Annotated in this window: 19 protein-coding genes; 12 read left to right on the top strand and 7 right to left on the bottom strand. The window is 72.8% G+C overall.

All coding sequences use genetic code 11. From position 1 onward, the window contains the following. Window positions 1–24: 24 nt before the first annotated feature. The 3 genes from HHX31_RS11255 to HHX31_RS11245 all read right to left on the bottom strand — a co-directional run bounded on the left by HHX31_RS11255 (window position 25) and on the right by HHX31_RS11245 (window position 2,851). Complete coding sequence (locus HHX31_RS11255) at window positions 25–228, bottom strand: cold-shock protein (protein ID WP_079315906.1); 204 nt, start codon at window positions 226–228, stop codon at window positions 25–27. A gap of 212 nt (window positions 229–440) precedes the next feature. Next, a complete protein-coding gene (locus tag HHX31_RS11250) occupies window positions 441–1,364 on the bottom strand; it encodes a phosphotransferase enzyme family protein (RefSeq protein ID WP_169947898.1) in 924 nt (307 codons plus the stop codon). Window positions 1,365–1,372: 8 nt separating this feature from the next. Then, the gene (locus HHX31_RS11245; RefSeq protein ID WP_169947896.1) at window positions 1,373–2,851 is read right to left on the bottom strand and encodes an XRE family transcriptional regulator; all 1,479 of its coding nucleotides are present in this window, start codon (window positions 2,849–2,851) and stop codon (window positions 1,373–1,375) included. A gap of 241 nt (window positions 2,852–3,092) precedes the next feature. On the opposite strand from HHX31_RS11245, the gene HHX31_RS11240 reads away from it, so the two are divergent. Further along, window positions 3,093–3,380 carry a hypothetical protein gene (locus HHX31_RS11240; protein ID WP_169947894.1) on the top strand — a complete coding sequence of 96 codons (288 nt, stop codon included), beginning with the start codon at window positions 3,093–3,095 and terminating at the stop codon, window positions 3,378–3,380. Window positions 3,381–3,402: 22 nt separating this feature from the next. Here HHX31_RS11240 and HHX31_RS11235 read toward each other — a convergent pair whose 3' ends face one another. After that, a complete protein-coding gene (locus HHX31_RS11235) occupies window positions 3,403–4,152 on the bottom strand; it encodes a DUF427 domain-containing protein (RefSeq protein ID WP_169947892.1) in 750 nt (249 codons plus the stop codon). 126 nt (window positions 4,153–4,278) lie between these two features. On the opposite strand from HHX31_RS11235, the gene cysS reads away from it, so the two are divergent. After that, window positions 4,279–5,634, top strand: coding sequence for a cysteine--tRNA ligase (gene cysS / locus HHX31_RS11230; protein WP_169947890.1), 1,356 nt, complete (start codon window positions 4,279–4,281; stop codon window positions 5,632–5,634). A 280-nt stretch (window positions 5,635–5,914) separates the two neighbouring features. On the opposite strand, the gene HHX31_RS11225 is transcribed toward cysS, so the two are convergent. Beyond that, a complete protein-coding gene (locus HHX31_RS11225; protein ID WP_169947888.1) occupies window positions 5,915–7,048 on the bottom strand; it encodes a glycosyltransferase family 4 protein in 1,134 nt (377 codons plus the stop codon). A 162-nt stretch (window positions 7,049–7,210) separates the two neighbouring features. Here HHX31_RS11225 and HHX31_RS11220 point away from each other — a divergent pair, with 162 nt between their 5' ends. The 5 genes from HHX31_RS11220 to HHX31_RS11200 all read left to right on the top strand — a co-directional run bounded on the left by HHX31_RS11220 (window position 7,211) and on the right by HHX31_RS11200 (window position 14,370). Further along, window positions 7,211–8,008, top strand: coding sequence for a PIG-L deacetylase family protein (locus HHX31_RS11220; protein ID WP_169947886.1), 798 nt, complete (start codon window positions 7,211–7,213; stop codon window positions 8,006–8,008). 89 nt (window positions 8,009–8,097) lie between these two features. After that, the gene (locus HHX31_RS11215) at window positions 8,098–9,177 is read left to right on the top strand and encodes a YbhN family protein (protein WP_169947884.1); all 1,080 of its coding nucleotides are present in this window, start codon (window positions 8,098–8,100) and stop codon (window positions 9,175–9,177) included. A 190-nt stretch (window positions 9,178–9,367) separates the two neighbouring features. Then, a complete protein-coding gene (locus HHX31_RS11210; protein WP_169947882.1) occupies window positions 9,368–12,715 on the top strand; it encodes an AfsR/SARP family transcriptional regulator in 3,348 nt (1,115 codons plus the stop codon). Window positions 12,716–12,887: 172 nt separating this feature from the next. Then, window positions 12,888–13,421: a VTT domain-containing protein gene (locus HHX31_RS11205; protein WP_169947880.1), complete on the top strand. Its 534-nt coding sequence runs from the start codon at window positions 12,888–12,890 to the stop codon at window positions 13,419–13,421. Continuing rightward, a complete protein-coding gene (locus HHX31_RS11200) occupies window positions 13,414–14,370 on the top strand; it encodes a D-alanyl-D-alanine carboxypeptidase family protein (protein WP_169947878.1) in 957 nt (318 codons plus the stop codon). Before HHX31_RS11205 ends, HHX31_RS11200 begins: the two co-directional genes overlap by 8 nt. On the opposite strand, the gene HHX31_RS11195 is transcribed toward HHX31_RS11200, so the two are convergent. Then, complete coding sequence (locus HHX31_RS11195; protein ID WP_169947876.1) at window positions 14,357–15,166, bottom strand: RNA methyltransferase; 810 nt, start codon at window positions 15,164–15,166, stop codon at window positions 14,357–14,359. The genes HHX31_RS11200 and HHX31_RS11195 overlap by 14 nt on opposite strands. Window positions 15,167–15,295: 129 nt before the next feature. On the opposite strand from HHX31_RS11195, the gene HHX31_RS11190 reads away from it, so the two are divergent. From HHX31_RS11190 to HHX31_RS11180, 3 genes are all read left to right on the top strand, one after another. After that, window positions 15,296–17,047: a substrate-binding and VWA domain-containing protein gene (locus HHX31_RS11190; protein ID WP_311931734.1), complete on the top strand. Its 1,752-nt coding sequence runs from the start codon at window positions 15,296–15,298 to the stop codon at window positions 17,045–17,047. Window positions 17,048–17,180: 133 nt separating this feature from the next. Beyond that, window positions 17,181–18,914 carry a sigma factor-like helix-turn-helix DNA-binding protein gene (locus HHX31_RS11185; RefSeq protein WP_169947872.1) on the top strand — a complete coding sequence of 578 codons (1,734 nt, stop codon included), beginning with the start codon at window positions 17,181–17,183 and terminating at the stop codon, window positions 18,912–18,914. 226 nt (window positions 18,915–19,140) lie between these two features. After that, window positions 19,141–19,680 (top strand): hypothetical protein, encoded by a 540-nt coding sequence (locus tag HHX31_RS11180; RefSeq protein ID WP_169947870.1) that lies wholly within the window; start codon window positions 19,141–19,143, stop codon window positions 19,678–19,680. Here HHX31_RS11180 and HHX31_RS11175 read toward each other — a convergent pair. Beyond that, complete coding sequence (locus HHX31_RS11175; protein ID WP_169947868.1) at window positions 19,658–21,043, bottom strand: PLP-dependent aminotransferase family protein; 1,386 nt, start codon at window positions 21,041–21,043, stop codon at window positions 19,658–19,660. The two genes, HHX31_RS11180 and HHX31_RS11175, sit on opposite strands and share 23 nt — an antisense overlap. A gap of 68 nt (window positions 21,044–21,111) precedes the next feature. On the opposite strand from HHX31_RS11175, the gene HHX31_RS11170 reads away from it, so the two are divergent. Beyond that, the gene (locus tag HHX31_RS11170) at window positions 21,112–21,747 is read left to right on the top strand and encodes a pyridoxamine 5'-phosphate oxidase family protein (protein ID WP_169947866.1); all 636 of its coding nucleotides are present in this window, start codon (window positions 21,112–21,114) and stop codon (window positions 21,745–21,747) included. Window positions 21,748–21,817: 70 nt separating this feature from the next. Next, window positions 21,818–24,067 carry a serine/threonine-protein kinase gene (locus tag HHX31_RS11165; RefSeq protein WP_169947864.1) on the top strand — a complete coding sequence of 750 codons (2,250 nt, stop codon included), beginning with the start codon at window positions 21,818–21,820 and terminating at the stop codon, window positions 24,065–24,067. The last annotated feature ends 29 nt before the right edge of the window (window positions 24,068–24,096 follow it).

Raw genomic sequence — 24,096 nt, 5'->3', positions numbered from 1 at the left:
GGTGTCGTCACCGACGGTCACGTCCTACAGCGGCGTGACCTGTTCGGCCTGCGGTCCCTTGTTGCCCTGAACGGTCACGTAGCTGACCCGCTGGTTCTGGTCCAGTGTCCGGTAACCGTTCGAATTGATCGCCGAATAATGAACGAACACGTCAGCGGTGCCGTCGTCCGGAGCGATGAAACCGAAGCCCTTTTCGGCGTTGAACCACTTGACAGTGCCTTCAGACAACTGCTTCTCCTTCTTGGAAGCCACACCATGTTCCCAGGTCGAGAGCATGAGGCTGCGTAGCGGAATCGTTACGCGACCGCGTGAGACGCTGATTATGCGCGCACGTCCGCTGCCGGGACGACCCCGGGTGCGCTTTTTACAAACCATGTTTTCAGGAATTGTCTACTGCGACACTCGCAGCCTGTACGGACAGTACCCGCGATTACCCCGGGCTATGCCGGTGCGGCCATGTACCAGCGCGCGTGCCCGTCACCCCGCGTGAGCGAGTCGAGCCGCCTGGGCAACTCCTGCCGGGAGAACGGGTCGCCGGAGGCGTTGCGGATGTGGATGCCCACGGCGTACATGTCCCGCACCTCCATGAGGGTGGTGTAGCCGGGCCACAGCCGCAGATCCAGGCCGTACGCGCGGGCGAACTCGTCCACGTCGGCCGTCGAGAGGCCGAAGCGGCGCTGACCGTGGTAGGTGTGCACCAGGTCCCACTCGCGCGGGCCGACGGCCACGCCGTCCCAGTCGCACAGCACCACGTGCCCGTCCTGGCACCGCAGCAGGTTGTCGATCCAGGCGTCGCCGTGCAGCAGCACCGGTGCGCCGGTGTCGAGGTCGCGCCAGCGCCCGGTGAGCTCCTCGATGCGGTCACTCAGCCACGACCGCTGGCCGGAGGTGAGCACCTCGGCCCGGTGCTCCACCGCGTGCCGCACCTCCGCCAGCGGGTCGGTGAGCGTCCGCAGCGCCACCGGCGGCACCGGCTCCCGGTGCAGGCTGCGCAGCACCCGGCCGAGCTGCCGGGTCGTCGGGCGGCCGCGGGAGGGGACGTACCGCCAGAAGGTGACCGCCCTGCCGGCGTGCACGATCGGCTGGTCGGCGATCTCGTCGGCCGGCCGCACGGTGGGGAAGCCACGGTCGGCGAGCCAGCGGGCGACCGCCACGACCGCCGGCAGGCGGGTCAGCGCGTCCGGCGCGGTCGCGATCCTGACCACCAGCTCCGCGCCGCACGCGTTCGCGCGGAGCTTGAAGACCGCGTTGCTGCGCAGCCGCAGGAGCTGCGCGCCGCGCGCGTCCACCCCGATCGTCGCGCAGACGTCGCGCAGGACCCTGAACGCCTCCTCGGCCAGCGGCGCCGGCTCCATGGTTCTCATCGCGGTTTTCACGCGTTCTCGGCGGCGGATGAGTCGGTCGCGGGGAACAGCCCGCTGAGGGCGAGCGTGGGCACCGACTCCGCCAGCACCCGCCGCAGACGCCGTACGGAGGGCAACGCGGGGTCGGCGTCGGCCAGCAGGGCTCTGGCCCGGGTGACGACGATCGAGGTGCGGTGCTCGGCGGGGACCTGCCGGAGAGCGTCCGAGGCGATCCTGCAGGCCTCCTCGTGGTCGCCGTTCCTGGCCAGGTGGCTCGCCTGGTCGAGCAGGATCAGCGCCGGGTCGATGGTCTGGAAGCCGGGAGGGAACCCGTCGATGGCCTGCACCTGCTGGGCGTCCCCCAGCTCGATCAGCGTGCCTGTGCGGTAGAACTTCATCCGCTTCTCGGTGAAGACGAAGGCCAGGTCGTCCTGGCTCATGCCGCGCATCCTGGCGAAGATCTGCTCCGCCTCCGCGAGCGCGGTCCTGGCGGCCTTGCCGTCCCCCATCCTGGCGAGCGCGCGGGCCTCGGCCGCCGCCGCGAGCGCCGCGGGCGAGCTGGGCGCCGAGCCGGCCAGCATCCGCGCCTCGCGGGCCAGCCGCACGGTCTCGTTCAGGTCCCCGTAGTAGTAGAGGAGCATGGTCTGCTGGGCGCGCACCAGCGCCCGCAGCCGCAGGTCGCCGACGTCGTCGGAGGCGGCCCGCGCCGTGCCGTACCACGCGTGGGCCTGCCGGGTGTCGCCCAGCTTCATCAGCGCGTCGGCGGCGAGCAGCGTGAGCATCGTGGTCGCGGTGAGCAGGCGGCGCTGCGCCGACGACGGCTGGCGGGCGGCGCTCAGCCGGCGCACATCGGAGATCTCCAGCATGACCCGGCAGAGCATCGGCGTCGGCGGGGTCGTCATGTACTCCCTGCGGTAGCGCAGCACCTGCTCGTCGAGCCGGTCGAGCTGGTCCTCGCTCACCGTGCCGGTGGCCAGCGTGCGGTCGAGGTCGTGACGCAGTCCTTCGACCTCGGCGAAGAACCGGCCGTTGGGCGTGCCCATGAGCATCGCCTGGTGGAACAGCGCCCTGCGCTCCGCGTCGTCGGGCACCTGGTCCTCGGTCCTGGCCTGCTCGCCGGCCTGGCCGGGCCCGACCACCACGATCTTCTGGCCGCCCGCGTCCTCGCAGTAGTCGGCGGCCAGGCCGAGCCGTACGGCGTTGGCCCGGTAGAGCCTGGCCAGCAGGTCGATGGTCTGCGGGCGCGGGCGCGCCCGGTTGTTCTCCCAGGCGTTCAGCAGGTCGATGCTCGCCCTCGGATGGCCGAGATCCTGCTGCTCGCACAGGTGCTCCAGCTCCTCGATCGCCTGCCGTGCCGACCACCCCCGGCCGAGCCGGTGGGCCTTCAGCAGGCTGACGCCGCAGCAGCCGTGGATCGCCTGGACGGTCTGCCAGAGCGTCCACTGCCGTGCCTGTGCCTGTTCGCGCCAGCGACGCGCGCAAGCGGGTGAGTGCTCTCCGCGGGCCATGTGCGTGCCCTCCACTGGTGAAGCGGTCCCCGTTTACGGTTGTTTCCCCACGGTAAACGCGCAGGCACACAACCTCCCGCGACTGTTATGGCTTCGTGTTCGGGAACCCGCAGGTGTTCCACGGAATGCGGGCGACTTCCCTGGTTATTGCACGGTTTCGGCGAATCCGCACGATTGCCGCTAGGTCGTGGCGGGTTCACCCTGTCCGGTGTTAGGTCCTGACGTTCCCCGGAGGTTCACGATGACGACGGTAGACCGCAGCGAGGCGATGGACCACCTGGAGCGGCTCGCGGCGCAGCTCGAGGCCCATTCCTTCCAGGTGCGCCTGACGGCGCCGGCAGGCCTCTATCCGCGTCTGCGTGTCATCAACCCCATGGAGCCCGCGATGGCGGAGGACGTGCTGGCGTCCAACGCGAGCGACGGCGAGTGGTGGTACTGGCTGTCGTGGGCGGGCCGGATCGGGCATGCCTCCGATGTTGTCACCGCCGCGGAACGCATCGCCAGCGTCCTCCACGTGATCCGCCGCTGACACCGCGCCCTCCGGCCGCGGCCTACGGTCTCCGGCGGTCCTGGAGGACGCCGTCGACGTACACGTCCACCTTCTCGTCGTAGAAGGCGACCAGTCCGGCGATCTTCTGGGACTCCGGGAGCGGCGTGGGATAGGACCAGACCAGGTCCGCGCCCGACTCGCCCTCGCCGACCGACCAGTACACCGCGCGGCCCTTGTACGGGCAGTGGGTCACCGTCGGCGACGGGCGCAGCAGGTCGAGCCGCACATCGGTCTTGGGCAGGTAGTAGCGCGGCGGCAGGCCGGTCTCGAACAGGATGCGCGGCGCGCGCGAGTCCGCGACGGTGACGCCGTCCACCTCCACCCGGATGTGGCGCGAACTGGCCAGGACGTCCACCCGGGTGTAGGGGTCGCGGGCGTGGACGAAGACCTCCTCGTCCTCCTCGAACCAGTTGTCCATCGCGTCCCAGTCGAAGCGGACGTGACCTCTGATCTCCTCCAGCGGGGCGTCGTCCCCGTACACGTCGTCCCCATACACAAGGGCCGCCCCCGGCCGGCCGGCCACGTCGTGCACCACCGCGTCCCCCCTGCTGGGCGAGTGCCGCGTCTCCCCCGTGTTCCTCAACTCCGCCACGCGGACGTCGTCCGCCGGGAAGTAATACGTCGGGTAGTAGGGGCCCTCCCAGACCAGCAGGGCCCGCGTGGTGTCGGCCACCACGCGGCCCTCCACGAGGACGCGCACGCGCTTGGCCGTCGTCTCCACCCGGACGCGGCCCCGTTTCGTCGGCTCCATGTCTGCGCCAACCAAGGGGCCGATCGTCCTTATTCCCCGTCCTCACAATCGCCATTTCCGGGTGTGCGGACCCGGGTCCACGCGCGCTATCGACAGCGAGCGAACAGGTCGCTTACCCTCGGCTAGGTGGGTCTTCGCCTTTACGATACGCATGGCCGCGCCGTCCGCGATTTCGTCCCCCGAATTCCCGGAATGGTGTCGATTTATCTCTGCGGTCCCACCGTCGTCGTGCCGCCCCATCTGGGACAGCTCAGATCGCAGGTGAATTTCGACATTCTGCATCGCTGGTTGAAAAGCAGCGGATATGAGGTCCTGTTATGCAGGAACGTCACCGACATCGAGGACAAGATAATTCGCAGGTCCGTCGCGGAAGGAGTCCCCTGGTGGCGGATCACCGATCCCGTCCACCGCGCCTTCGTCCGTACGTACACGCTCCTGGGCTGCCTTCCGCCCAGCGTGGAGCCACGGGCGACGGGACACATCCCCGAGATGATCGAGATGGTCGAGCAACTCGTGGCGGCCGGGCACGCCTACGAGTCCGACGGGGACGTGTATTTCTCGGTCGGCTCCTACCCGAACTACGGGTCCCTTTCCCGGCAGCAGGCCGGGCATCTGCGGGCGGCCGAGGAAAACGAGCGGGGAAAACGCGACCCGCGCGATTTCGCGCTGTGGAAGAGCGCGAAACCCGGTGAGCCGGTGTGGCACTCACCCTGGGGCGAGGGGCGCCCAGGGTGGCATCTGGAGTGTTCCGCGATGGCCCGCAGATACCTCGGCGCGGAATTCGACATCCACGGCGGCGGAGTAAATCTCATATTTCCGCACCATGAAAACGAGATGGCCCAGTCGCGGGCCGCCGGGGATCCGTTCGCGCGCTTCTGGCTGCACAACGGGCCTGTCACCCACCGGGGCGAGAAGATACGCAAGCACCCGCGCAACCCACTGGCCGTCCCCGCCCTGCTCGACCGTGTGCGGCCGGTCGAACTCCGCTATTACCTGACGGCGGCCCATTACCGGTCGCCGATGGAATTCAGCCCGGACGCCCTGGACGAGGCGGCGGCGGCCTACCGGCGCGTCGAGAGGTTCGTGCTGCGGGTGGGATCCGACGCCGCCGCGCCTCTGCTCCCGCAGTTCAGCGAGGCGATGGACCACGACCTCAACGTGCCGCAGGCCCTGGCGGCCGTCCACGGCGAGGTGGCCGAGGGCAACACCGCACTGGCGTCAGGAGATCGCGAACTGGCCGCCGCGAAATGTCGGTCGGTCCGGGCCATGCTGAATGTCCTCGGCCTCGATCCGCTCAGCGATACCTGGCATGTGGAAAAGCACCTGCAGGAGGTCGCGGGAGCCGTACTCCGGGTGGTCCGTGATCTCGCCTCCGCCAGCGCCCGGCAGGGAGATCACGAACGCGCGCGGATCATGGAGCAGCACATTGAGACGGCGCTCGCCAAACGCCGCCAAATCGAGCACCCCGCGCTTATCAGATAGATCTTGGTCTGCCCCGCCGGGCGCCACACCGGCCGGCGACGCCTGACACGCGGGTGAGCGAAGAGCGCATGTTACAAGAACAAGAACTGACGTCCGGAGGATAATTCTGGCCAATTCGTGGGAATCATGACGGCACCAGCTGACGGACACCGCCGAAAGGAGGGCCCCGATGAAGAAGGTGCAGATCGTGCCGCGACCGCGGCCGCCGAGAACTCCCGCTCCGGTCGACCTGCGCACCCCCTCGGGAAGGGTCCTCCCCTACTAGGACGGTGGGCCCGGGTCAGTTCCTGGCCAGCTCGTAGCAGCGGGCGAAGCCCTCCAGCACGGCGGGCCAGGAGCACCGGACCGGCTCGGTCTCCCGGTTGTGCTCGGCGATCGACCGGCGCAGCCCGGGATCCCTGGCCAGCCGCGCGACCGAGGCGACGAGGTCGTCGAACGAGCGGCCCAGCAGACCCTCCTTGCCCGGCCTGACGAAGTCGGCCACGCCGCTCTGGGCCCGTGCCACCACCGGCACACCGGCCGCGCGGGCCTCCAGCGCGGCCAGGCCGAACGACTCGCGCGGAGCCGGGGCCACGAACACGTCGGCCTCGGCCAGCAGGTCCTTGATCTGCTCGCGGCTGTACCTGCCCGGCAGCGACACCCAGCTCATCCCGTGCGCCCGCAGGTAGCGCTCCATGCGGCCCCTGGCCGGGCCGTCGCCCACGATCGTCGCGCGCATCGCGATGGCCGGCGGCACCCGGTCGCGCGCCGTCTCCAGCAGCTTGAGCAGGCGCAACGGCTGCTTGCGCGGCGCCAGCCGCCCCACCGCCACCACATGCACCGTCCCGTCCGCCTCGCCGTCCGCAGTGCCGTCCCCAGTGCCGTCCCCCGTGGCCCGTACGGCGCCGGGGCCTGGGCGCCACGAGGTCACGTCGAGGCCGTTGGAGACGACCTGCACCGGCACGCGCGGCCCGGCCACCGCGCGGATCGGGCGGGCGGCCGCCTCGCTCACGGCGGTGAGGACCAGGCCCCAGCGCCGCCATCCGAAGGCCGCCTGCAGCGCCCGGTACACGCCCCGCGTGACCGGATCCCACATGCTGTGCACCGTCGCGACCACCGGAAGCCTGGCCAGGACCGCCGCGCGCACCCCCATCCACGCGAACGGCGAGACCGCCCCCGTGTGGACGTGCACCACGTCGAACCGCCCGCTCGTCATCAGCCGCAGCAGGTGGGCCGTGCCCCTGGGGTGGACGGGCAGGTCGAACGGGAGGCTCGCGACCACGCGGTGCACGCCGGGCAGCCGCTCCCCCGGCGTCGCCGTCGCCACCTCGACCGTGTGGCCCGCCTCACGCTGGGCCCTGACGAGGTCGGCGACCTGCACCTCGATTCCCCCGAGCCGCGGCAGATAACAGTCGCTGACGTGAAGAATCCTCACCGGGTCAGCCTGGCAGAGCGCGCCACGCCCATCAAACCGCTCGTGGGGAGGGCGGCGCGGTTCGGGACCGGCCACGTGGGATCATGTCGGGAACCGGCCGCCACGGCAGCCGCGGCGGCGCAGACGAGTGGAGCACGCGATGACGACGTTCCGTGGGGCGCGATGAGGACAGCGGTGTTCTTCCATGCCCATCCCGACGACGAGGCGCTGCTGACCGCCGGGACCATGGCCATGCTGGCGAACGAGGGCCACCGCGTGGTGCTCGTCGTCGCCACGGCCGGCGAGCGCGGCCTCGCCGAGCTCCCCCACGGCGAGGAACTGGGCAGGGCCCGGATGGAGGAACTGCACCGCTCCGCCGCGGCCCTGGGCTGCGCCCGGGTCGTGCAGCTCGGCTACGGCGACTCCGGCCTGGCCATCGACGGCGGCGTGGCCGACGACCGGCCGGACAACGCGTTCATCGACGCCGACATCGAGGAGGCCGCCCAGCGGCTGGCCGCGGTGCTCAAGGAGGAGACGGCCGACCTCCTCACCATCTACGACCCGGCGGGCGGCTACGGCCACCCCGACCACGTGCAGGTCTACCGGGTGGGCGGCAGGGCCGCCGAGATCGCGGGGACGCCGATCGTGCTGGAGGCGACGGTCGACCGCGACCTGCTGCTCAAGGGCGTACGGCTCGCCTCCCGGTTCTATCCGGCCATCGACGTGCGGAGCTTCGAACGGGCCTACTCCCCCAGGGACGCGATCACCCACCGGGTCAACGTGCGCGCGTACGCCAGGGCCAAGCGGGCGGCGATGGCGGCCCACGCCACCCAGGCCACCGGCGGCGACGGCGACCGCACGCTGGGCGCGATGCTGCGGATCCCCGGCTTCGCCTACCGCTACATCTTCGGCACGGAGTGGTACGTACGCCGCGGGCTGCCCCGCGGCACCCGCCTGCGCCACCCGTTCGACAACCCCTGAGGGCGGGGATCCTCCGGCAGGAGGAGCCGAACCGCCCGGGCGGCCCGGCAGACTGGGATGGACCGACACCGGACTGGGGGCGTACGCGGGTGAACAGGAAGTGGCTGCGGATCGTGCTGTCCGCGGCGTCGCTCGGGCTGGCCGCGACACTGGTGATCTACCTGCCGCAGATCGTGCACGCCCTGACCGGCGCCACCGTGAGCTGGGGGGAGATCGGCAGGCAGTTCGGCGGCCTCGGATGGCACACGATCGCGCTGATGACCGCCCTGTGGCTGGCGAGCCTGTGGGCGTACACGTTCGTGATGACCTCCGCGCTGCCCGGCCTCACGCACACGCAGGCCCTCACGCTCAACGCGGCCGGGAGCGCGGTCAGCAACCTGCTGCCCTTCGGCGGCGCGGCGGGCGTGGCCCTGACGTTCGGCATGACCCGCGGCTGGGGCTTCGCCAACCGGCCGATCGTCGTCTACACGCTGGTCACCGGCATCTGGAACTCGCTGTTCCGCTTCATCCTGCCCGCCGTCGGGATCCTGTGCCTGCTGATCGCCGGCAAGGCCACCAACCCCACGGTCGCCAACGCGGGCTGGGCCGGCGCGGTGTCGATACTCGCCCTGGTGGCCGTGGTGGCCGCCGCACTCTACTGGGACCGCGCCGCCGCCGTGCTCGGCCGCGCGCTGGACGGGCTCGTACGGCTCGCGCCCCGGCGGTTCCGCCCGGCGGAGCACGCCGCGTCGGCGGCGATCGAACGGCTGCGCGGGGACACGGCCGACATCATCCACACCCGGTGGGCGGGCCTGTCGCTGGGGATGGCCGGCTTCCTCGTCCTCCAGTGCCTGATCATGGCCGCCTGCCTGGTGGCCACCGGCTCCTACCCGGGACCGGCGGAGACGGTCGCCGTCTTCGCGCTGAGCCGCGTCCTCACCACCGCCCTCGTCACGCCCAGCGGGGCGGGGATCATGGAGGGCGGCGTCGCCACGCTGCTGATCGGGGCGTTCGGCCAGCCCGCCGACGGGGCCACCGCCGCGGCCGTGCTTTTCGGCTTCTGGACCTACACGATCGAGATCCCGTGGGGCGGGCTCGCGCTCGGCGGATGGGCGCTGCTGCGCAGGAGGGACGGCCGCGCCGCGGGCGCCGGTCCCGCCCCCTCCCCGAGCCGCACGCGCGTCCCCTGACTGTCTGCGGGACCCCCTCGTGATCTCCTAAACTCACGGAGGAAAGGTGAGGGTGTCCGGGTCGGCGGAAGCCTTGTGCCCGCTTCGCGGACGCGCATACGGTGGCGCCTGACATGCGACGGCAACCCGAGACACGACGGCAATCCGCGGCGGCCTGCGGGCACCGCGCACGACAGCGGAGGAGCGCCCGATGAGCCCGGTGACGTTCCGGGTCCTCGGGCCGGTGGGGGCGCACGACACCGACGAGCTCGACCTCGGCGGGCTGCGGCAGCGCGCGGTGCTGGCCCGCCTGCTCGTGGCGCGTGGTCAGGTCGTGCCGGTGGACACCCTGCTGTTCGACCTGTGGGACGACGACGCCGGCAAGGGCGCCCAGTCGGGGTTGCAGGTCTACATCTCACGGTTGCGCCGGGTGCTCGAGCCGAACCGCCCGCGTGGCGGGCCCAACCGGCTGCTCGTGACGGTCGCGTCGGGATACGCCCTGCGCGCCGCCCCGGAACAGGTGGACGCGCTGAGCTTCGAGGCCATGGTCCGCCTGGCCGGGGAGCGGCTGGACGAGAGCCCGCAGGCCGCCAGGGCCCGGCTCGACGCGGCGCTCGCGCTGTGGCACGGCACGCCCTACTCGGACTTCGCCGACCAGCCCTGGGCGGAGGCGGAGGTGGCGCGGCTCAGCGAGCTGCGCCTGGTCGCCAGGGAGCGGCATGCCGACGCCGGGCTGCGGATGGGCCTGCACGCCGAGACCGTGCCCGATCTCGAGGCGCTGACCACGGAGCACGCCCTGCGCGAGGAGGGCTGGCGGCTGCTCGCGCTCGGCCTGTACCGGTGCGGGCGGCAGGGGGACGCGCTCGCCGCGCTGCGCCGGGCCCGCACGATCCTGTCCGACGAGCTGGGCATCGACCCCGGTCCCGCGCTGCGCAAGCTGGAGTCGGACATCCTCGCCCAGGCCCCCGGGCTCGAGCTCGTGCTCCCCGCACCCCGGCGGCCCCCCGAGATCAGCGCGACCTGGCCCCCGAGGCCGGTCGCGACCGGCGACGCGCCCCCGCTGGAGCCCGAGCCGTTCGTCGGCCGCGACGCGGAACTGGCCGCGCTCGCCGCCGCCGTGCCGCGCGCCCAGGCGGGCCGCTTCACCGTCGCCGTGATCAGCGGCGACCCGGGCGCGGGCAAGACGACGCTGGTGCGGCGGCTGTTCGAACGGCTGGAGCGCGAGGGCTGGATCGGGGCGACCGGCGGCTGCCCCGACAGCACGGCGACCCCGCCCGGCTGGGCCTGGGTCGAGGTGCTGCGCGCGCTCGTGGCCCGCAGGGGCGCGGGCGAGTACGCCGCGCTGCTCGCGCCGCTGCTCGACGACACCGCCCCCGACAGCGCCGACGACGAGGCGTCGGGCGGCTTCCGGCTGCACCGGGCCGTCGGCGGCTACCTTTCGGCCGTGGCGCGCGAGGCCCCCCTGCTGATCCTCCTCGAGGACCTGCACTGGGCCGACGACCAGACGCTCGCGCTGCTGCGCGCGCTGCCCAGCCTGCTCGCGGCCAGCCGCGTGCTGGTCGTGGTGACCTGCAGGGACGGCGAGCTGAACGACCAGCAGCAGGACGTGCTCGCCGCACTGGCCAGGCTCCACCCCGTACGCGTCGGGCTCGGCGGCCTCGACGACGCCGCGGTGGCGGAGCTCGTCCGGGCGACCTGCGTGCACGAGGTCGACGACGAGGTCGTCAGCACGATCGTCGAGCGGGCCGGGGGCAACCCGTTCTTCGTCAAGGAGACGGCCCGGCTGTTCGAGGCCGAGGCCGACATCTCCGAGGTGCCCTCCGGCGTGCGCGACGTGCTGCGGCGGCGGATCGCCCGGCTGCCAGAGCGTGCCCAGCAGGTGCTGCTGCAGGCCGCCGTGATCGGCCGCGACGTGGACGTCGACGTGCTGGTCGACGTGTCAGGCGACGAGGACGCCGTGGTCGACGCCGTCGAGGCGGCGCTGCTGGCCGGGCTGGTGACCGAGCCGGGGCCCGGCCTGCTCAGATTCGACCACGATCTGGTGAGGGACACCCTCTACTCCGACGCCTCACGGTTGCGCCGCTCGCGCCTGCACGGGGCGGTCGCCTCGGTGATCGAGCAGCGCAGCCCGAACGACGTGGCCGCGCTCGCCCACCACTACGACGCGGCCGGCACGGTGGAGACCGCGGCGAAAGCCGTGCGCTACACCGGGCTCGCGGCCGAGCAGGCCGAGCGCAGGTTCGCCCACCGGGAGGCCGCGACGCTCTGGCAGCAGGCCATCGCCGCCTTCGACCGCGCCCAGGCGGGCCGTGCCCACGCGGGGCGTGGGCCGGTGCGCGAGCGGCTGGAGCTGCAGCTCAGGCTCATCAGGGCGCTGGCACTGTGCGGGGACATGACCGCGGCCCGCGCCCACCGGGGGGAGGCGATGTCGGTCGCGCTGCCGCTCGGCGACCTGGAGCTGACCGCCCGGGTCGCGGCGGCGCTCGCGGTGCCGCACAAGGGCATCGCCCGCGACTTCACGCGTACGGCCTGGGAGATCGTCGACGTCACGGAGAAGGCGCTGGTCGAGCTGCCGGAGGGCGAGCAGTCCCTGCGGGCCAGCCTGCTGGCCACGCTGGCCCTGGAGCTGGAGGGGTCGGCCACCGAACGCGGCTACCAGGCGTCGCTGGAGGCCGAGGAACTGGCGAGGGCGAGCGGCGACCCCGCCCTGCTGGCGATGGCGCTGAGCGGCCGGCTGCGGCAGTCGTACACGCTGACGCAGGTCGACGAGCGCGAGATCATCGGCCGTGAGCTGCTGCGGGTCGGGACGGAGTCGGGCCAGATCGCCGTGCAGACGCTGGCGCACCTCGTGCTGCTGGAGTGCGCGGCGGCCCGGGGCGACTTCACCGAGGCCGACGAGCATCTCGCCCAGGCGGAAGGGCTCGGCCGCCGCTACGACCTGCCCGCCCCCGCCGCCGTCGGCGCGTGGTACGCCGGGCAGCGGCTGATGATCACCGGTGACTACGCGGCGGCCGAGCGCGCCTACCGGAACGCCGCCCGGCTGACCGCGCGGGCCGGCATGCTCGAAGGCCGCCAGGACCTGCCGTTGATCGCCACGTTCTGCCTCCACCTGGTGGACGGCCGGGCCGCCGAGATGGCCGAGCCGCTGGGCGAGGCGCACCAGCGCGGCGCCAAGTGGACCCTCGACGCCTACGCCGTGGCGCTCGCCTCGGCCGGCCACGTCAGGGACGCCCGGGTGGTGGCCGCGAGCAGGGAACCGGTCCGCACCGACTTCCTCTACGAACTCGCCCTCATCTGGCGGGCACTCGCCGGGATGCTGCTGGACGACGCTGACCGCATGCGGGAGGCGTACGAGAAGCTGGCGCCGTTCCGCGACCGGATCGCCGGGGCCGGCACCGGTGTGGTCGCCCTGTGGCCGGTGGCAAGGACGCTCGGCGACCTCGCCGTACGGCTCGGCCTGCCGGCCCGCGACCACTACGAGAAGGCGCTGGCGGTGGCCGAGCGGGTGGGCGTCCCCCGCTGGGTCGCCGACGCCCGCGAGGCCCTCGCGGGCGTGTGAACGGAGGCAGAGTTCGCGAAGGCCCCTGTCGCGTCGCGAACCCATCACCTCGTCTCCTCTTATGTACGGGTGACGGATTGCCCACTGGTTGACATCGGCTTGCAAACGGCGCACTCCGGGGCGTTAAGGTGAGGCTTGCCTGCTCGATGGCGACGACCGGCGGTGAGAGCGCGTGCGGATCCCAGACCCGGCGGCGGCCTCCGTGTTCGGCCTGCCCCTGTGGCTGGTCGTCACGGTCGGCGCCGTCGCCCTCTTCGGCGCGTTCCAGGTGTACTACTGGGTCGGCCGCAGGCTCGGCGAGGCGCTCTACCGTTCGCGGGTAGGGCGCAGGATCGGCCGTGAGCGGATCGAGCGCGTGGAGAACGTGGTGCGCCGGTGGGGCGCGCTCGCCGTGTACGGCTGCTTCTGGGTGCCGGGCCTCCGGCACACGCTGCCGTGGGTGGCCGGGGCGCTGCGGGTGGACTACCGCTGGTATCTGGTGGCCAGCGCGCTCGGCTGCCTGACCTGGGTGCCGGTCACGTCGTTCGGCCTCTACTCGCTCCTGTGGGCCTGGCTGTCGCTGGCGGCCCGGTCCCCCGCGCTGGCCGCCGCCGCCCTCGTCGCCGTGGTGGCCGCCGCCCTGCTCGTACGGCGCCGCCGCGGGAGGCGCGCGGCCGCGGGCGAGCCCGCCGCGCCCGAAGCCGTGCGATCATGGCGGGATGCGTAACGGGGTACTCATCGCGCTGGTCGCCGCCCTCGTCACGGCAGGGACCGCCGCCGCGCCCGCGCGGGCCGAGACGGCCGGCGCTGCGACCACCGCGACGGCCAGCGCTGCGACCACCGCGACGACCAGCGCGACGACCACCGCCTCCGGCCGGGGGCCGTCCGTCACGGCACGGGAGGCCTTCCTGGTGGACACCACGACGGGAACGGTCCAATTCGCCAAGCGCGAGACGCGCCGGGTCCCGATCGCGAGCCTGACCAAGGTCATGACCGCCTACGTGGTCAGGCGGCAGGCCCGGCTGGACGACGTGGTGACCATCACCGACGCCGATGTGAGGCACGCGGTGTCCGGCGGGGCCACCACGGCGGGGCTGCGGCCGGGCGAGCGGCTCACGGTGCGCGACCTGATCTACGGGCTCATGCTCCCCTCGGGGGCGGACGCCGCCCACGCCCTCGCCCGGCGGTACGGCCCGGGGACGACCAGGTTCGTCGCCAGGATGAACGACGCGGCCCGCCGCCTCGGCCTGCGCGACACCCGCTACGCCAACGCGGACGGCCTGCCGTCGAAGGGCTACTCCACCGCCCGCGACCAGGCGGCTCTGACGCTGGCCGCGCTGCGCGACCCCGTGATCGCGGCCGTCGCGAGGACGCCCACCCGGGTCGTCGGGAAGACGGCCCTCCACCGCAGGCACGTGTGGCGCAACACCAACGACCTGCTGGCCGACGGCGCGGTGGGGCTGAAGACCGGGTTCACCAACCAGGCCGGATACTGCCTGTCGTTCGCCGCCGTCGTGGACGGGCGCACGTACGTGGGGGTCGTGCTCGGCGAGCGCGGTGACAAGGCCAGGTTCGCCACGGCGCGCAGGCTGCTCGACTGGGCCGCCGAGGAAGCCGCCGAGGAAGCGGCGGAGGAAGCCGGCGGGGAACCGGTCGAGGGGGTCACACTCCCCTGAGCAGGCCGTGGCAGGCGATGGCCGCGGCGGCCACCACGTTCAGCGAGTCGACGCCGAGGTCCATCGCCCGCGCGCTCATGGGAATGCAGACGGGCTCGTCGGCCTCGTGCAGCCAGTGGGACGACAGGCCGTCGCCCTCCGAGCCGAGCATCAGCGCGACCCGGCCGGACAGCGGGGCCTTGTCCAGCGGCACGGCCGACTGGTCGGGCGTCAGCGCCAGCAGGCGGAACCCGGCCGTCCTGAGCTCCGCCAGGCCGCCGTGCCATTCGGTCATCCGGGCGTACGGGATCGCGAACACCGCTCCCATCGACACCTTGACGGCCCTGCGGTAGAGGGGGTCGGCGCAGCGCGGCGAGAGCACGATCGCGCCGACGCCGAGCGCCGCCGCGCAGCGGAAGATCGCCCCGACGTTGCCGTGGTCGACCAGGTCCTCCAGGACGAGGATCCGCGGCCCCGCGTTCGCGAGCAGTTCGCCCACCGGCGGAAGCGGGGTGCGCTCCATCGCGGCGAGCGCGCCCCTGTGGACCTGGAAGCCGGTGACCCCCTCCATCACCTCGTCGGAGACGAGGTAGACGGTGGCCTCCCCGACGACGTCGGCGAGCACGTCGAGCCACCTGGCCGTGGTGAGCACCGAGCGCACCGGATGGCCCGCGCCGATCGCCCGCCTGATGACCTTCTCGCCTTCGGCGACGAACAGCCCATGCTCGCTCTCGACGCGCTTGCGCAGATCGACGTCGCGCAGCCGCACGTAGTCCGCCAGGCGCGGATCGGCGGCGTCCTCGACCGGGATGACCACGAGCCAAGGGTACGCGGCCTGCGCGGGACCCTCCCACACCCTCCCGTGCACATAAGGCGCATACTGCGGCTTTTGCCAGTATCGTGCCGTAAACCTGTTTACGGCCAGTTGACACCCGGAGATGGCACCGTGGGACGGCACCGCACAGACGAACTCGACAGCGGCTCAGACCCCCGGTACGAGCCCCCGCCACGGCGGCGTGCGAGCCGGGGGACGGTGTTCGTCCCGCTGGCCGGCGCGGTCGCCCTCGCCGTCCTCCTCGGCGTCGCGGCGTACGTGGTCGTGAACAAGGGACCCGGCTGCGCGGGCGAGACCGTCAAGCTGTCCGTCGTCGCCTCCCCCGACATCCACCCGGCCGTCCAGAAGATCGCCACCAGGTTCGCCAAGTCGGGCAGGGCCGTCGACGGCAAGTGCGTCGCCGTAACCGTCAAGTCCGCCCAGCCCGCCGACGTCGCCAACGCCATGGCGGGCACCGGGCCCACCAGCGGCAAGCTGGACCCCGACCTGTGGATCCCCGACTCCAGCCTGTGGCTGAGCGGCGTCAAGGACGCGCCCAAGCCCGCGGGCAGCGCCGCCAGCACTCCCGTCGTGCTGGCCGCGTCCAAGGCCGGCGCGGACAAGCTCCAGTCGGCCTTCAGCCCGAGCTGGACCGGCCTGATGAGCGCGGCGAACGCCGCCAACCCCGACGGCCTCGCGCGGAAGGTGCGCGTCCTCGCGCTCGACCCCACCCAGAACGCCGCCGGGCTCGGCGCGCTGCTCGCCGGGGCGGCCGTGCTCAAGCAGGCGGGCGGTGGCGAGGAGACGCTCGTCGGCGTGCTGCGCCGGATGTCGGAGTCCACCGTGTCGACCACCGACAGCATGTTCGCCACGCTGACCAAGGCCGCCGCCCGGATCCCGGTGGGCGTGACGTCCGAGCAGTCCGTCTGGTCGTACAACACGACGACGACCCCCTCGAACCCGGCGGTCGCCCTGTATCCCGCCGAGGGCACGATCAGCCTCGACTACCCAATGATCATCACGGCGAAGGACGCCACGACGCGCAAGGCCGCCCAGGCGCTGGCGACCGAGGTGACCTCGCCCCGCGGCAGGAAGACGATCCAGGACTACGGCTTCCGCACGCCCGACGGCGTGGGCGGGGGGCTGCTGAAGGCCGACAACGGCGTCAGCGCCAAGAAGCCGGCGGTGATCCCGCCGCCGGACGCCGCGACCGTCACCCGCCTGTCCCAGGCCTGGCACCAGATCAAGCTGGGCACGAAAATGCTCGCCCTGATCGACGTCTCCGGCACCATGGCGCTGCCCGCCGACAAGACCGGCATCACCCGGATGCGCGCGATCACCGACATCAGCATCGAGGGCCTGAAGCTGTTCCCCGACAAGGCCGAGATCGGCATCTGGGCCTTCTCCGACAACATGAACGGCGAGGGCGTCGACTGGAAGCCCCTCGTGCACATCGGGCCGCTGGCCCAGCAGATCAACGGGGTGACCCGCCGGGAGGTGATCGCCCAGGCGCTGCGGAAGGCGCAGGCGATCCCCACGGGCAACACCGGCCTGAACGACACCCTGTGGGCCGCGTACCAGAAGATGACCAAGGAGTACGAACCCGACAAGGTCCATACGATCCTGCTGTTCACCGACGGGGTCGGCAACGACGACCCGAACGGCGGCATCTCCAACGCCGAGATCCTGCGGAAGCTGAAGGACGCATACGACCCGAAGCGGCCCGTGAGCCTCCTGATCATCTCGTACAACACCCAGAAGGACGAGGACAGGACGCAGATGACCTCCATCGCCAAGGCGACCGGCGGCGCGGCCTACTTCCCGCAGACGGTGCTGGAGATTCGCAACATCTTCCTCAAGGGCATCGCCCGCAGACTGCAGTAGCAGGAGCATCCGTTTTCGCAGGTCATGCCCGTTGGGCATGGCCTCGCGACCCGTAAACGAGCCCGGCCGGGACGGCGTCCCACACGTGTGGGGACCGGCGAGACCAGGTTCCGTCGTACGGGAGGAATGTTCGTTGCCCGAATGGCCCGGCGTCGGGCGAGCCGACGACCACCGACTGCTGGAGGCGCTGCGGCGCGGGGGCGGAGACGCCCAGACCCCGGCCGCGCTGTACGACGCGTACGCCGACCGGCTGAGCGACTACGCGTACACGCTGCTCGGCGACCTCGACGCCGCCGCGCGGGCGGTGCACGACGCGCTCGTCGCCGCGTCCTGCTCCGCCGACCGGTTGAAGGAGCCGGCCCGGCTGCGGGCCTGGCTGTACGCGCTGACCCGGTTCCACAGCACCGCGAGGCGCGGGACCGCGGCCAAGGGCGACGGCCCGGTCGTCACCGTGGAGGAGTCCGCGGATCCCCCGCTCGCCGCGCTGGTGCGGGAGGCACTGGGAGAACTCGGCGACAGCGAGCGTGAGGCGCTCGAACTCGCCCTGCGGCACGGCCTGTCACCGGCCGAGATCGGTTCGGTCCTCGGGCTCGCCTCCCGGCAGGTGACATCCCGGCTCACCCGGGCCCGCGAGCACCTGGAGAACGCCGCCGCGGCCCTCGTGCTGGCCAGGTCCGGCCGGGCCCACTGCCCCCGGCTGTCCGCGATCGTCGACCACGGCGTCGGCGCAAGCTGGCAGGACGGCCCCCTCGCCGCTCCCCTGCGCAAACGCCTGAGCAAACACATCGCGACCTGCGAGATCTGCCGCGAGGGCCGGGGCAGGCACGTGTCGGCAGGGCGGCTGCTCGACATGATCCCCGTCGCCTATCCTCCGCTCTCGCTGCGCCGCCGGGTGGTGGAGTCCGCGCTCCGCGCCGACCCCCGCGCCGACCCCCGCGACGGTGCGACCGCGCTGCTCGACCGGCGCGGCTTCCCCGCGCCCGCGCCCGGACCCACGCCGTCACAGGCGGAGGCACGGGCCGAGACACACACGGGGGCACACACGGGGCCGCACACAGGGCCACACACAGGGCCACACACAGGGCCACACACGGGGACACGGGCCAGGGGACGGCGCGGGCGGCCCCGCTCCCGCCCGCTGCGGGCCGCCCCCGTCATGCTCGCCGCCGTCTGCGTGTTCGGCACGGCGGGCGGGCTCGCGCTGGTCTCCGGGCAGGGGCCCGCCGAGCGTCTCGAGGCGACACGCGTGCCCCCGGCGTCCGCCCCCGCCGAACCCGCTCCCGACGATCCCGCCACCGAGGATCCGGTCGACGAGGACCTGGTGCTCGGCCCGGAGGAGAGCGACCCGCCCGCGGACGAGACACCGGCCCCACAAGACGATCCCCCCCAATCGGCCGCGACCGCCCCACCGCACCCCACCGCACCCTCGGGGCGGTCGCGGCCGACCCCCCCTCGTACGCAGCGCGCCCCCAGGCCGGCCCTGACGGCGCTGTGCCCGGGAGACCTGGGCGAGGCCACGGCCTCGTCGATCACCCTGGCCGCGCGCGGCGCCGTGATCGAGTGGACGGCCACCGCCTCGGGCGGGATCTCGGTCTCCCCGAGACAGGGCAGGCTGCGCGCGGGGGCGAGCGGCCGGGTCACGCTCGCCGTCGCCGATCCGGGGACTCCGGGCACGGGTGTGGTGACATTCCAGTCCTCGGCGGGCCGGCCCTCCTGCCGGGTCAGCTGGACCGGCCAGGAGGGCAACGGCGGGGCCGACCCGCTGCCCGACCCGACCTCACGCCCCACGGCCTCCGCCGAGCCACCGGGCAGATCCGACGGCACCCCGCCACCGGAGGCCGACGCCGTGGCGAGCCCCACTCCCTGACCGCGTCCGTTTGGCCGCATCCGTTTGGCCGCATCCGTCACAACGCCATCACTTGTTACACCATCGAGGGAAATTTGGCGCCCGCCAGTAACAATCCTGAGTAGCGAGGTGTCAGCCGAAGTTTGAAAGGGGAAAAACGACGCGACCGAGGATTTGAGGGGGCACTGTGGCCCAAGCATGGCTGCCCGGCGCAAGCCGACTTCCCTCCCCCGGGGACTCCGGAACGATGCTCGGAGGAGCCCCGAGGACCGTCTGGTTCATCTGGCCCGCGGATCCCCACGGGGTCTCGGCCAGGTCCGTCGCCCAGCGACTGCTCCAGCTCCACCGGCCATCCCACCTGGTGTGGAACCCGGTGACCGGGGAGATCGTCCAGTCGCTGCCACCCACCAGGGCGGCCGGCGGTCTCGCCGCCGACCGCGGCAGGAACGGACGGGTCTGCGTGCAGATCCAAGTCATCGGCTCGGCGAGGGAACCGTTCACCGATACCAAGCTCGACGGCCTGGACGACATCCTGGCCTGGCTCGACTCCTGGGAGGTGCCGCGCCGCTGGCCGGCCGGGCCTCCGCTGCCCTACCCGCACTCCATGGCCGCCGAGCGCAGTAAACGGCTGTGGGCGCGGGGCGGGCACTTCGGCCACTCCCAGGTGCCAGGCAGTCGGGAGGGCGACCCCGGGTCGATCGACATCGCCCGCATCATCGGCGAGGAGGCGCTCAACCTGGAGGTCCCGCTGCCCGGCAGCGCGTTCAGGCTGCTCCAGGAGGTATGAGCTCCCGGATCACCGCGCACCCGCGCCGCACGTCGGCGCGGGAGGCCGAGCCGTAACCCAGCACGAGACCGTGCACCCGAGGCGGCCCGTGGTGGTGGGCCTCGGTCGTGTCCAGGAGCACTCCGCGTTCCCCGGCCTCCCGCACGAGGCCGGGGGCCACGCCGGCGGGCAGGGCGACCATGACGTGGAGCCCGGCCGTGTCGCCCCGCACGTACGGCCCGAGCGCCTCGACGATGGCCGCCCTCCTCCGGGCGTACTCCAGCCGCATCCTGCGCAGGTGCCGGTCGAGGTCGCCGCCTTCCAGCAGGGTCGCCACGGCCCGCTGGACCGGTCCCGACGTGCGGTCGGCGAGCCGGCCCCGGCGTTCCGCGACGGCGTCGAGCAGGACGGCGGGGGCGACCAGCCAGCCGAGCCCGACGTCGGGTCCGAGCGACTTCGACAGCGTGCCGAGCAGCACCACCCGGCCGGGGTCGAGCCCGTAGAGCGCGGGCAGCGGCGCGACGTCGTAGCGGAACTCGGCGTCGTAGTCGTCCTCGACGATGATCGCGCCGGTCCTGCGCGCCCAGGCGAGCAGCTTCTCCCTGCGCGGGATCGGCAGCCTGCCGCCCACCGGGAACTGGTGCGCGGGAGTGGTGTAGAGCACGCGCAGGTCGTCGGGGAGCGCCTCGACGATCACGCCCTGCTCGTCCACCGGGCATGGCACGACCTCGGCGCCCCGGGAGGCGAAGATCCGCGGGGCCGCCCGCCAGCCGGGTTCCTCCACCCCGGCCCTGGTCCCCGGGCCGAGCAGCGTGGCCGCGATCAGGTCCAGGCCGTTGCCGGTGCCCCTGGTGACCATCACGTTGCCCGCGCCCACCGGCACGGCCCTGGCCCTGCGCAGGTGTTCGGCCAGCAGTTCGCGCAGCTCCGGGTGACCGTAGGGGTCGGGGAACGCGTTCAGTGGGAGCTGGCCGGCCGAGCGCCACGCCCGCCGCCAGGCCGCCTTGTCGTACCCGAACACCCATGGCCGCCCCGGCCGGAGATCCACCATCCCCGGGGGCGCCTCCTCCCGGTGGACCGCACGGCGCGCCCGGACGTCCCGCCCCTCGGCCTTCTCGTACGGCAGCGCCTCGTCGGCCACGTACGTGCCGGAGCCGTGCCGCCCGTCCAGCCACCCCTCGGCGTACAACTGCTGGTACGCGTCGGTGACGACGGTCCTGCTGACGCCGAGCAGGGTGGCGAGCCCCCGGGTGGACGGCAGCCGCTCCCCCGCCCTGAGCCCGCCGGTGCGCATGGCCTCCCGCAGCTGGACGGCCACCTGGACGGCGAGCGGCACCCCTGACTCGCGATCCAGCGTCAGGGGCACATCGATGGTCGGGCGCAAAGTGGTCTCTCCATATGGGTGTCGAGTGGACGTGTTCCACCGGTCCACTTCCGCCTACCGTATCGGACATGCTCTCCACAACCGCCCGTACGACCCTTAACCGCTCCAAAGATCGGGCACGCACCGACCGCGCCGAGCTGTACGCGATCCTGGACACCGGCCTGATCTGCCATCTCGGCGTGCTGGCGGGCGGCGCCCCGATGGTCGTCCCCACCGGCTACGGACGGATCGGCGACACGCTCTATCTCCACGGGTCCACCGGCGCGACCTCGCTGCGCGCCGCGCTCGGCACCCCGGTCTGCGTGACCGTCACCCACCTCGACGGGATCGTGCTGGCGCGCTCCGCCTTCCACCATTCGGTGAACTACCGCTCCGCCATGGTCTACGGCCTCGCCCGGCTGGTGGACGACCCAGAGGAACAGCTCGCGGGACTGCGGGCCATCACCGAGCAACTCGCCCCCGGCCAGTGGGACGCCGTACGGCCGCCGGGCCGCAAGGAGACGGCCGCCACCGCCGTCGTCGCCCTGTCGCTTGAGGAGGCGTCGGTCAAGGTGCGGCAGGGGCCGCCGATCGACGACGAGGAGGACTACGACCTGCCGGTCTGGGCGGGCGTGCTGCCGCTCACCGTCGCGTGGGGCGCCCCCGAGCCCGACCCGCGCCTCACCCCGGGCATCCCCGTCCCCGCGCACATTCTCGACCGATAGGCCGCATTTGTAAGCGCGTTGCAAGGGGCCTCGACGACACTGTGGCCGACCGATCGATCTGGGAGGCCCCATGAGTTCCGCCGAGCACTGGAATGTGCCCGGTTACAGGGTGACGCGCGAGCTGGGCGCGGGTGGCGGCGGCCGCGTCGTCCTCGCCGTCCACGAGCAGTCCGGCGCCACGGTCGCGATCAAGTACCTGTCGGAGGACCTGCGCCGTGACGGGGGGTTCGTCGCCCGTTTCCGGCAGGAGGCCCGCCTGCTCGTCGAGCTGGACGACCCGCACGTAGTGCGGCTCTACGAGTACCTGGAGACCGGGCGGGGCGCCGCGATCGTCATGGAACTGGTCGAGGGTCCCACCCTGCGGGCGCTGCTGCGCGAGCAGGGCCCGACCGGTCCCGAGGCCGCGCTCGCCGTCCTCAAGGGCTCCCTTCTCGGCCTGGCCGCCGCACACGCGACCGGCGTCGTCCACCGCGACTACAAGCCGGAGAACGTGCTGGTCGCCGCCGACGGGACGAGCAAGCTCGCCGACTTCGGCATCGCCGTGCGGGCCGGCGGATCCCCCGCCCCCGCCGGCACCCCGCCGTACATGGCCCCGGAGCAGTGGGCGGGCGCGACCGCCTCACCGGCGTCCGACGTGTACGCCGCCACAGCGGTCTTCTTCGAGTGCCTGACCGGGCACCGGCCATACCGGGCGACCGAGCACGTCGTGCTGCGCCACATGCACATGACCGCGCCCGTGCCCCTCGACGAGATCCCCGGGCCGCTGCGGCGACTGGTCGCGCGCGGCATGGCGAAGGACCCCGCGCTGCGGCCGTCAGGCGCCGCCGCGTTCGTCGCCGAACTGGAGGAGGCCGCCGCGGCGGCGTACGGCCCGGCGTGGGAGGAGCGGGGCCGCCGCAGGCTGGCCGCGCTCGCCGCCGCTCTGGCCGCGGCGTTCCCGCTGGACCGGGTGCGTCCCGCCGAGACCGGCTCCTCGCTGTTCACCACGGTGCTGCGGTCGGTGCGGAGCAAGGGCGTCCTGCTCACCGCCGGGGCCGTGCTCCTGGTGGTCGCGGCCGGCGGCGTCGGCGCGTACGCCCTCGGCTCGTCCGGAACCCGCACCGTCGCGTCGCAGGAAACGGCGTCGCAGGGAACAGCGTCACAGGCCGCCCCCGAGGAAAGCCCAGAGAGCCCAGAGGAGAGCCCGGACGAGACCCCCTCGGAATCCCCCTCGGCGGCGCCGTCGGAGGAGGCGGTCACGGAGACGCCCAGTCCCACGACCAGCGCCCCGGCGTCCTCGCCCATGCCCTCTCCTCTGCAGTCTCCTCTGCCCTCTCCCCTGCCATCTCCCAAGGTCTCCCCCAAGGTCTCGCCGAAGCCGTCTCCGTCTCCGTCGCCCTCTCCCCCGCCCTCTCCCCCGCCGCTCAAGGTCTCGGACCTGGGCGTGGGCGGGCTGTCGTACAAGGCCGGGGCCGGCAAGGACGACGCGACCGGCACCGGAACGGTCACCGTCAAGACCAGCGGGCCGGGCAAGGTGACGCTGACCGTGCGCTTCACCGTGAACGGCGCGGTGACCGCCACGCGCACGCTCACCCTCAGCGGCGCGACCTCCTACACCCGCACCGTCTCCGGCGATCTCGGCCGCGCCTGCTCGGGCACCTGGGGCATGAGCGTCGCCACCGGCCCGGCCGCGCCGGGCGGCGCCCAGGCCGCCACGGCGAAGGCCCCGGCCTGCCCGACCTCCGTCACCTCGGTGAAGGCCGGCACACCGGCCGTGTCCTCGACCGGGGTCGCGACGGCCACGGTGACCGTGACCACCGACGGCACCGGCCCTGTCGATCTCACCGGCAAGTTCTCCGCGCCCTCGGCGGGCGGCGGCACGACGACGGTCCGCCTGTCCGGAGCGAGGACCTACACGCGGACGCTGTCGTACACCTTCTCTCGCCGCCCCTGCGGTGAGAGCGTCACGTTCGGCGCCTCGACCGACCCCGCGGCCCCGAGCGGCACGGCGTCGAGTTCGGTCAAGGTGACCTGCCCCGCCTCGGTCAGCCAGGTGCGTGTGCAGAGCCTGTCCATCAGCGGAACGACGGCCACGGCCACCGTCGCCGTCACCACGGGCAACACCTCCGCGGTGCGGCTCGACCTCGCCTGGATGACGGGCGGCTCCAGGGCCGCGACCACGTCCTACAGCCTGTCGGGCAAGACCGCTTACACCGTCACGGCCATGTACACCTACGCCCAATGGCCCTGCGACTCCTACGCGGTCACCGCGTCGACGTCACCGGCTGCGGCGGGCGGCGCTGCCACACTCACCCGGAGTACGGGCCCGTGCATCAGATGACGCGAACGCCCCTGACAATGCCGTCTGAC

Source organism: Microbispora sp. H11081 (assembly GCF_012999535.1).
Classification (GTDB): Bacteria; Actinomycetota; Actinomycetes; order Streptosporangiales; family Streptosporangiaceae; genus Microbispora.
This window is presented reverse-complemented; position numbering and strand designations above follow the sequence as displayed.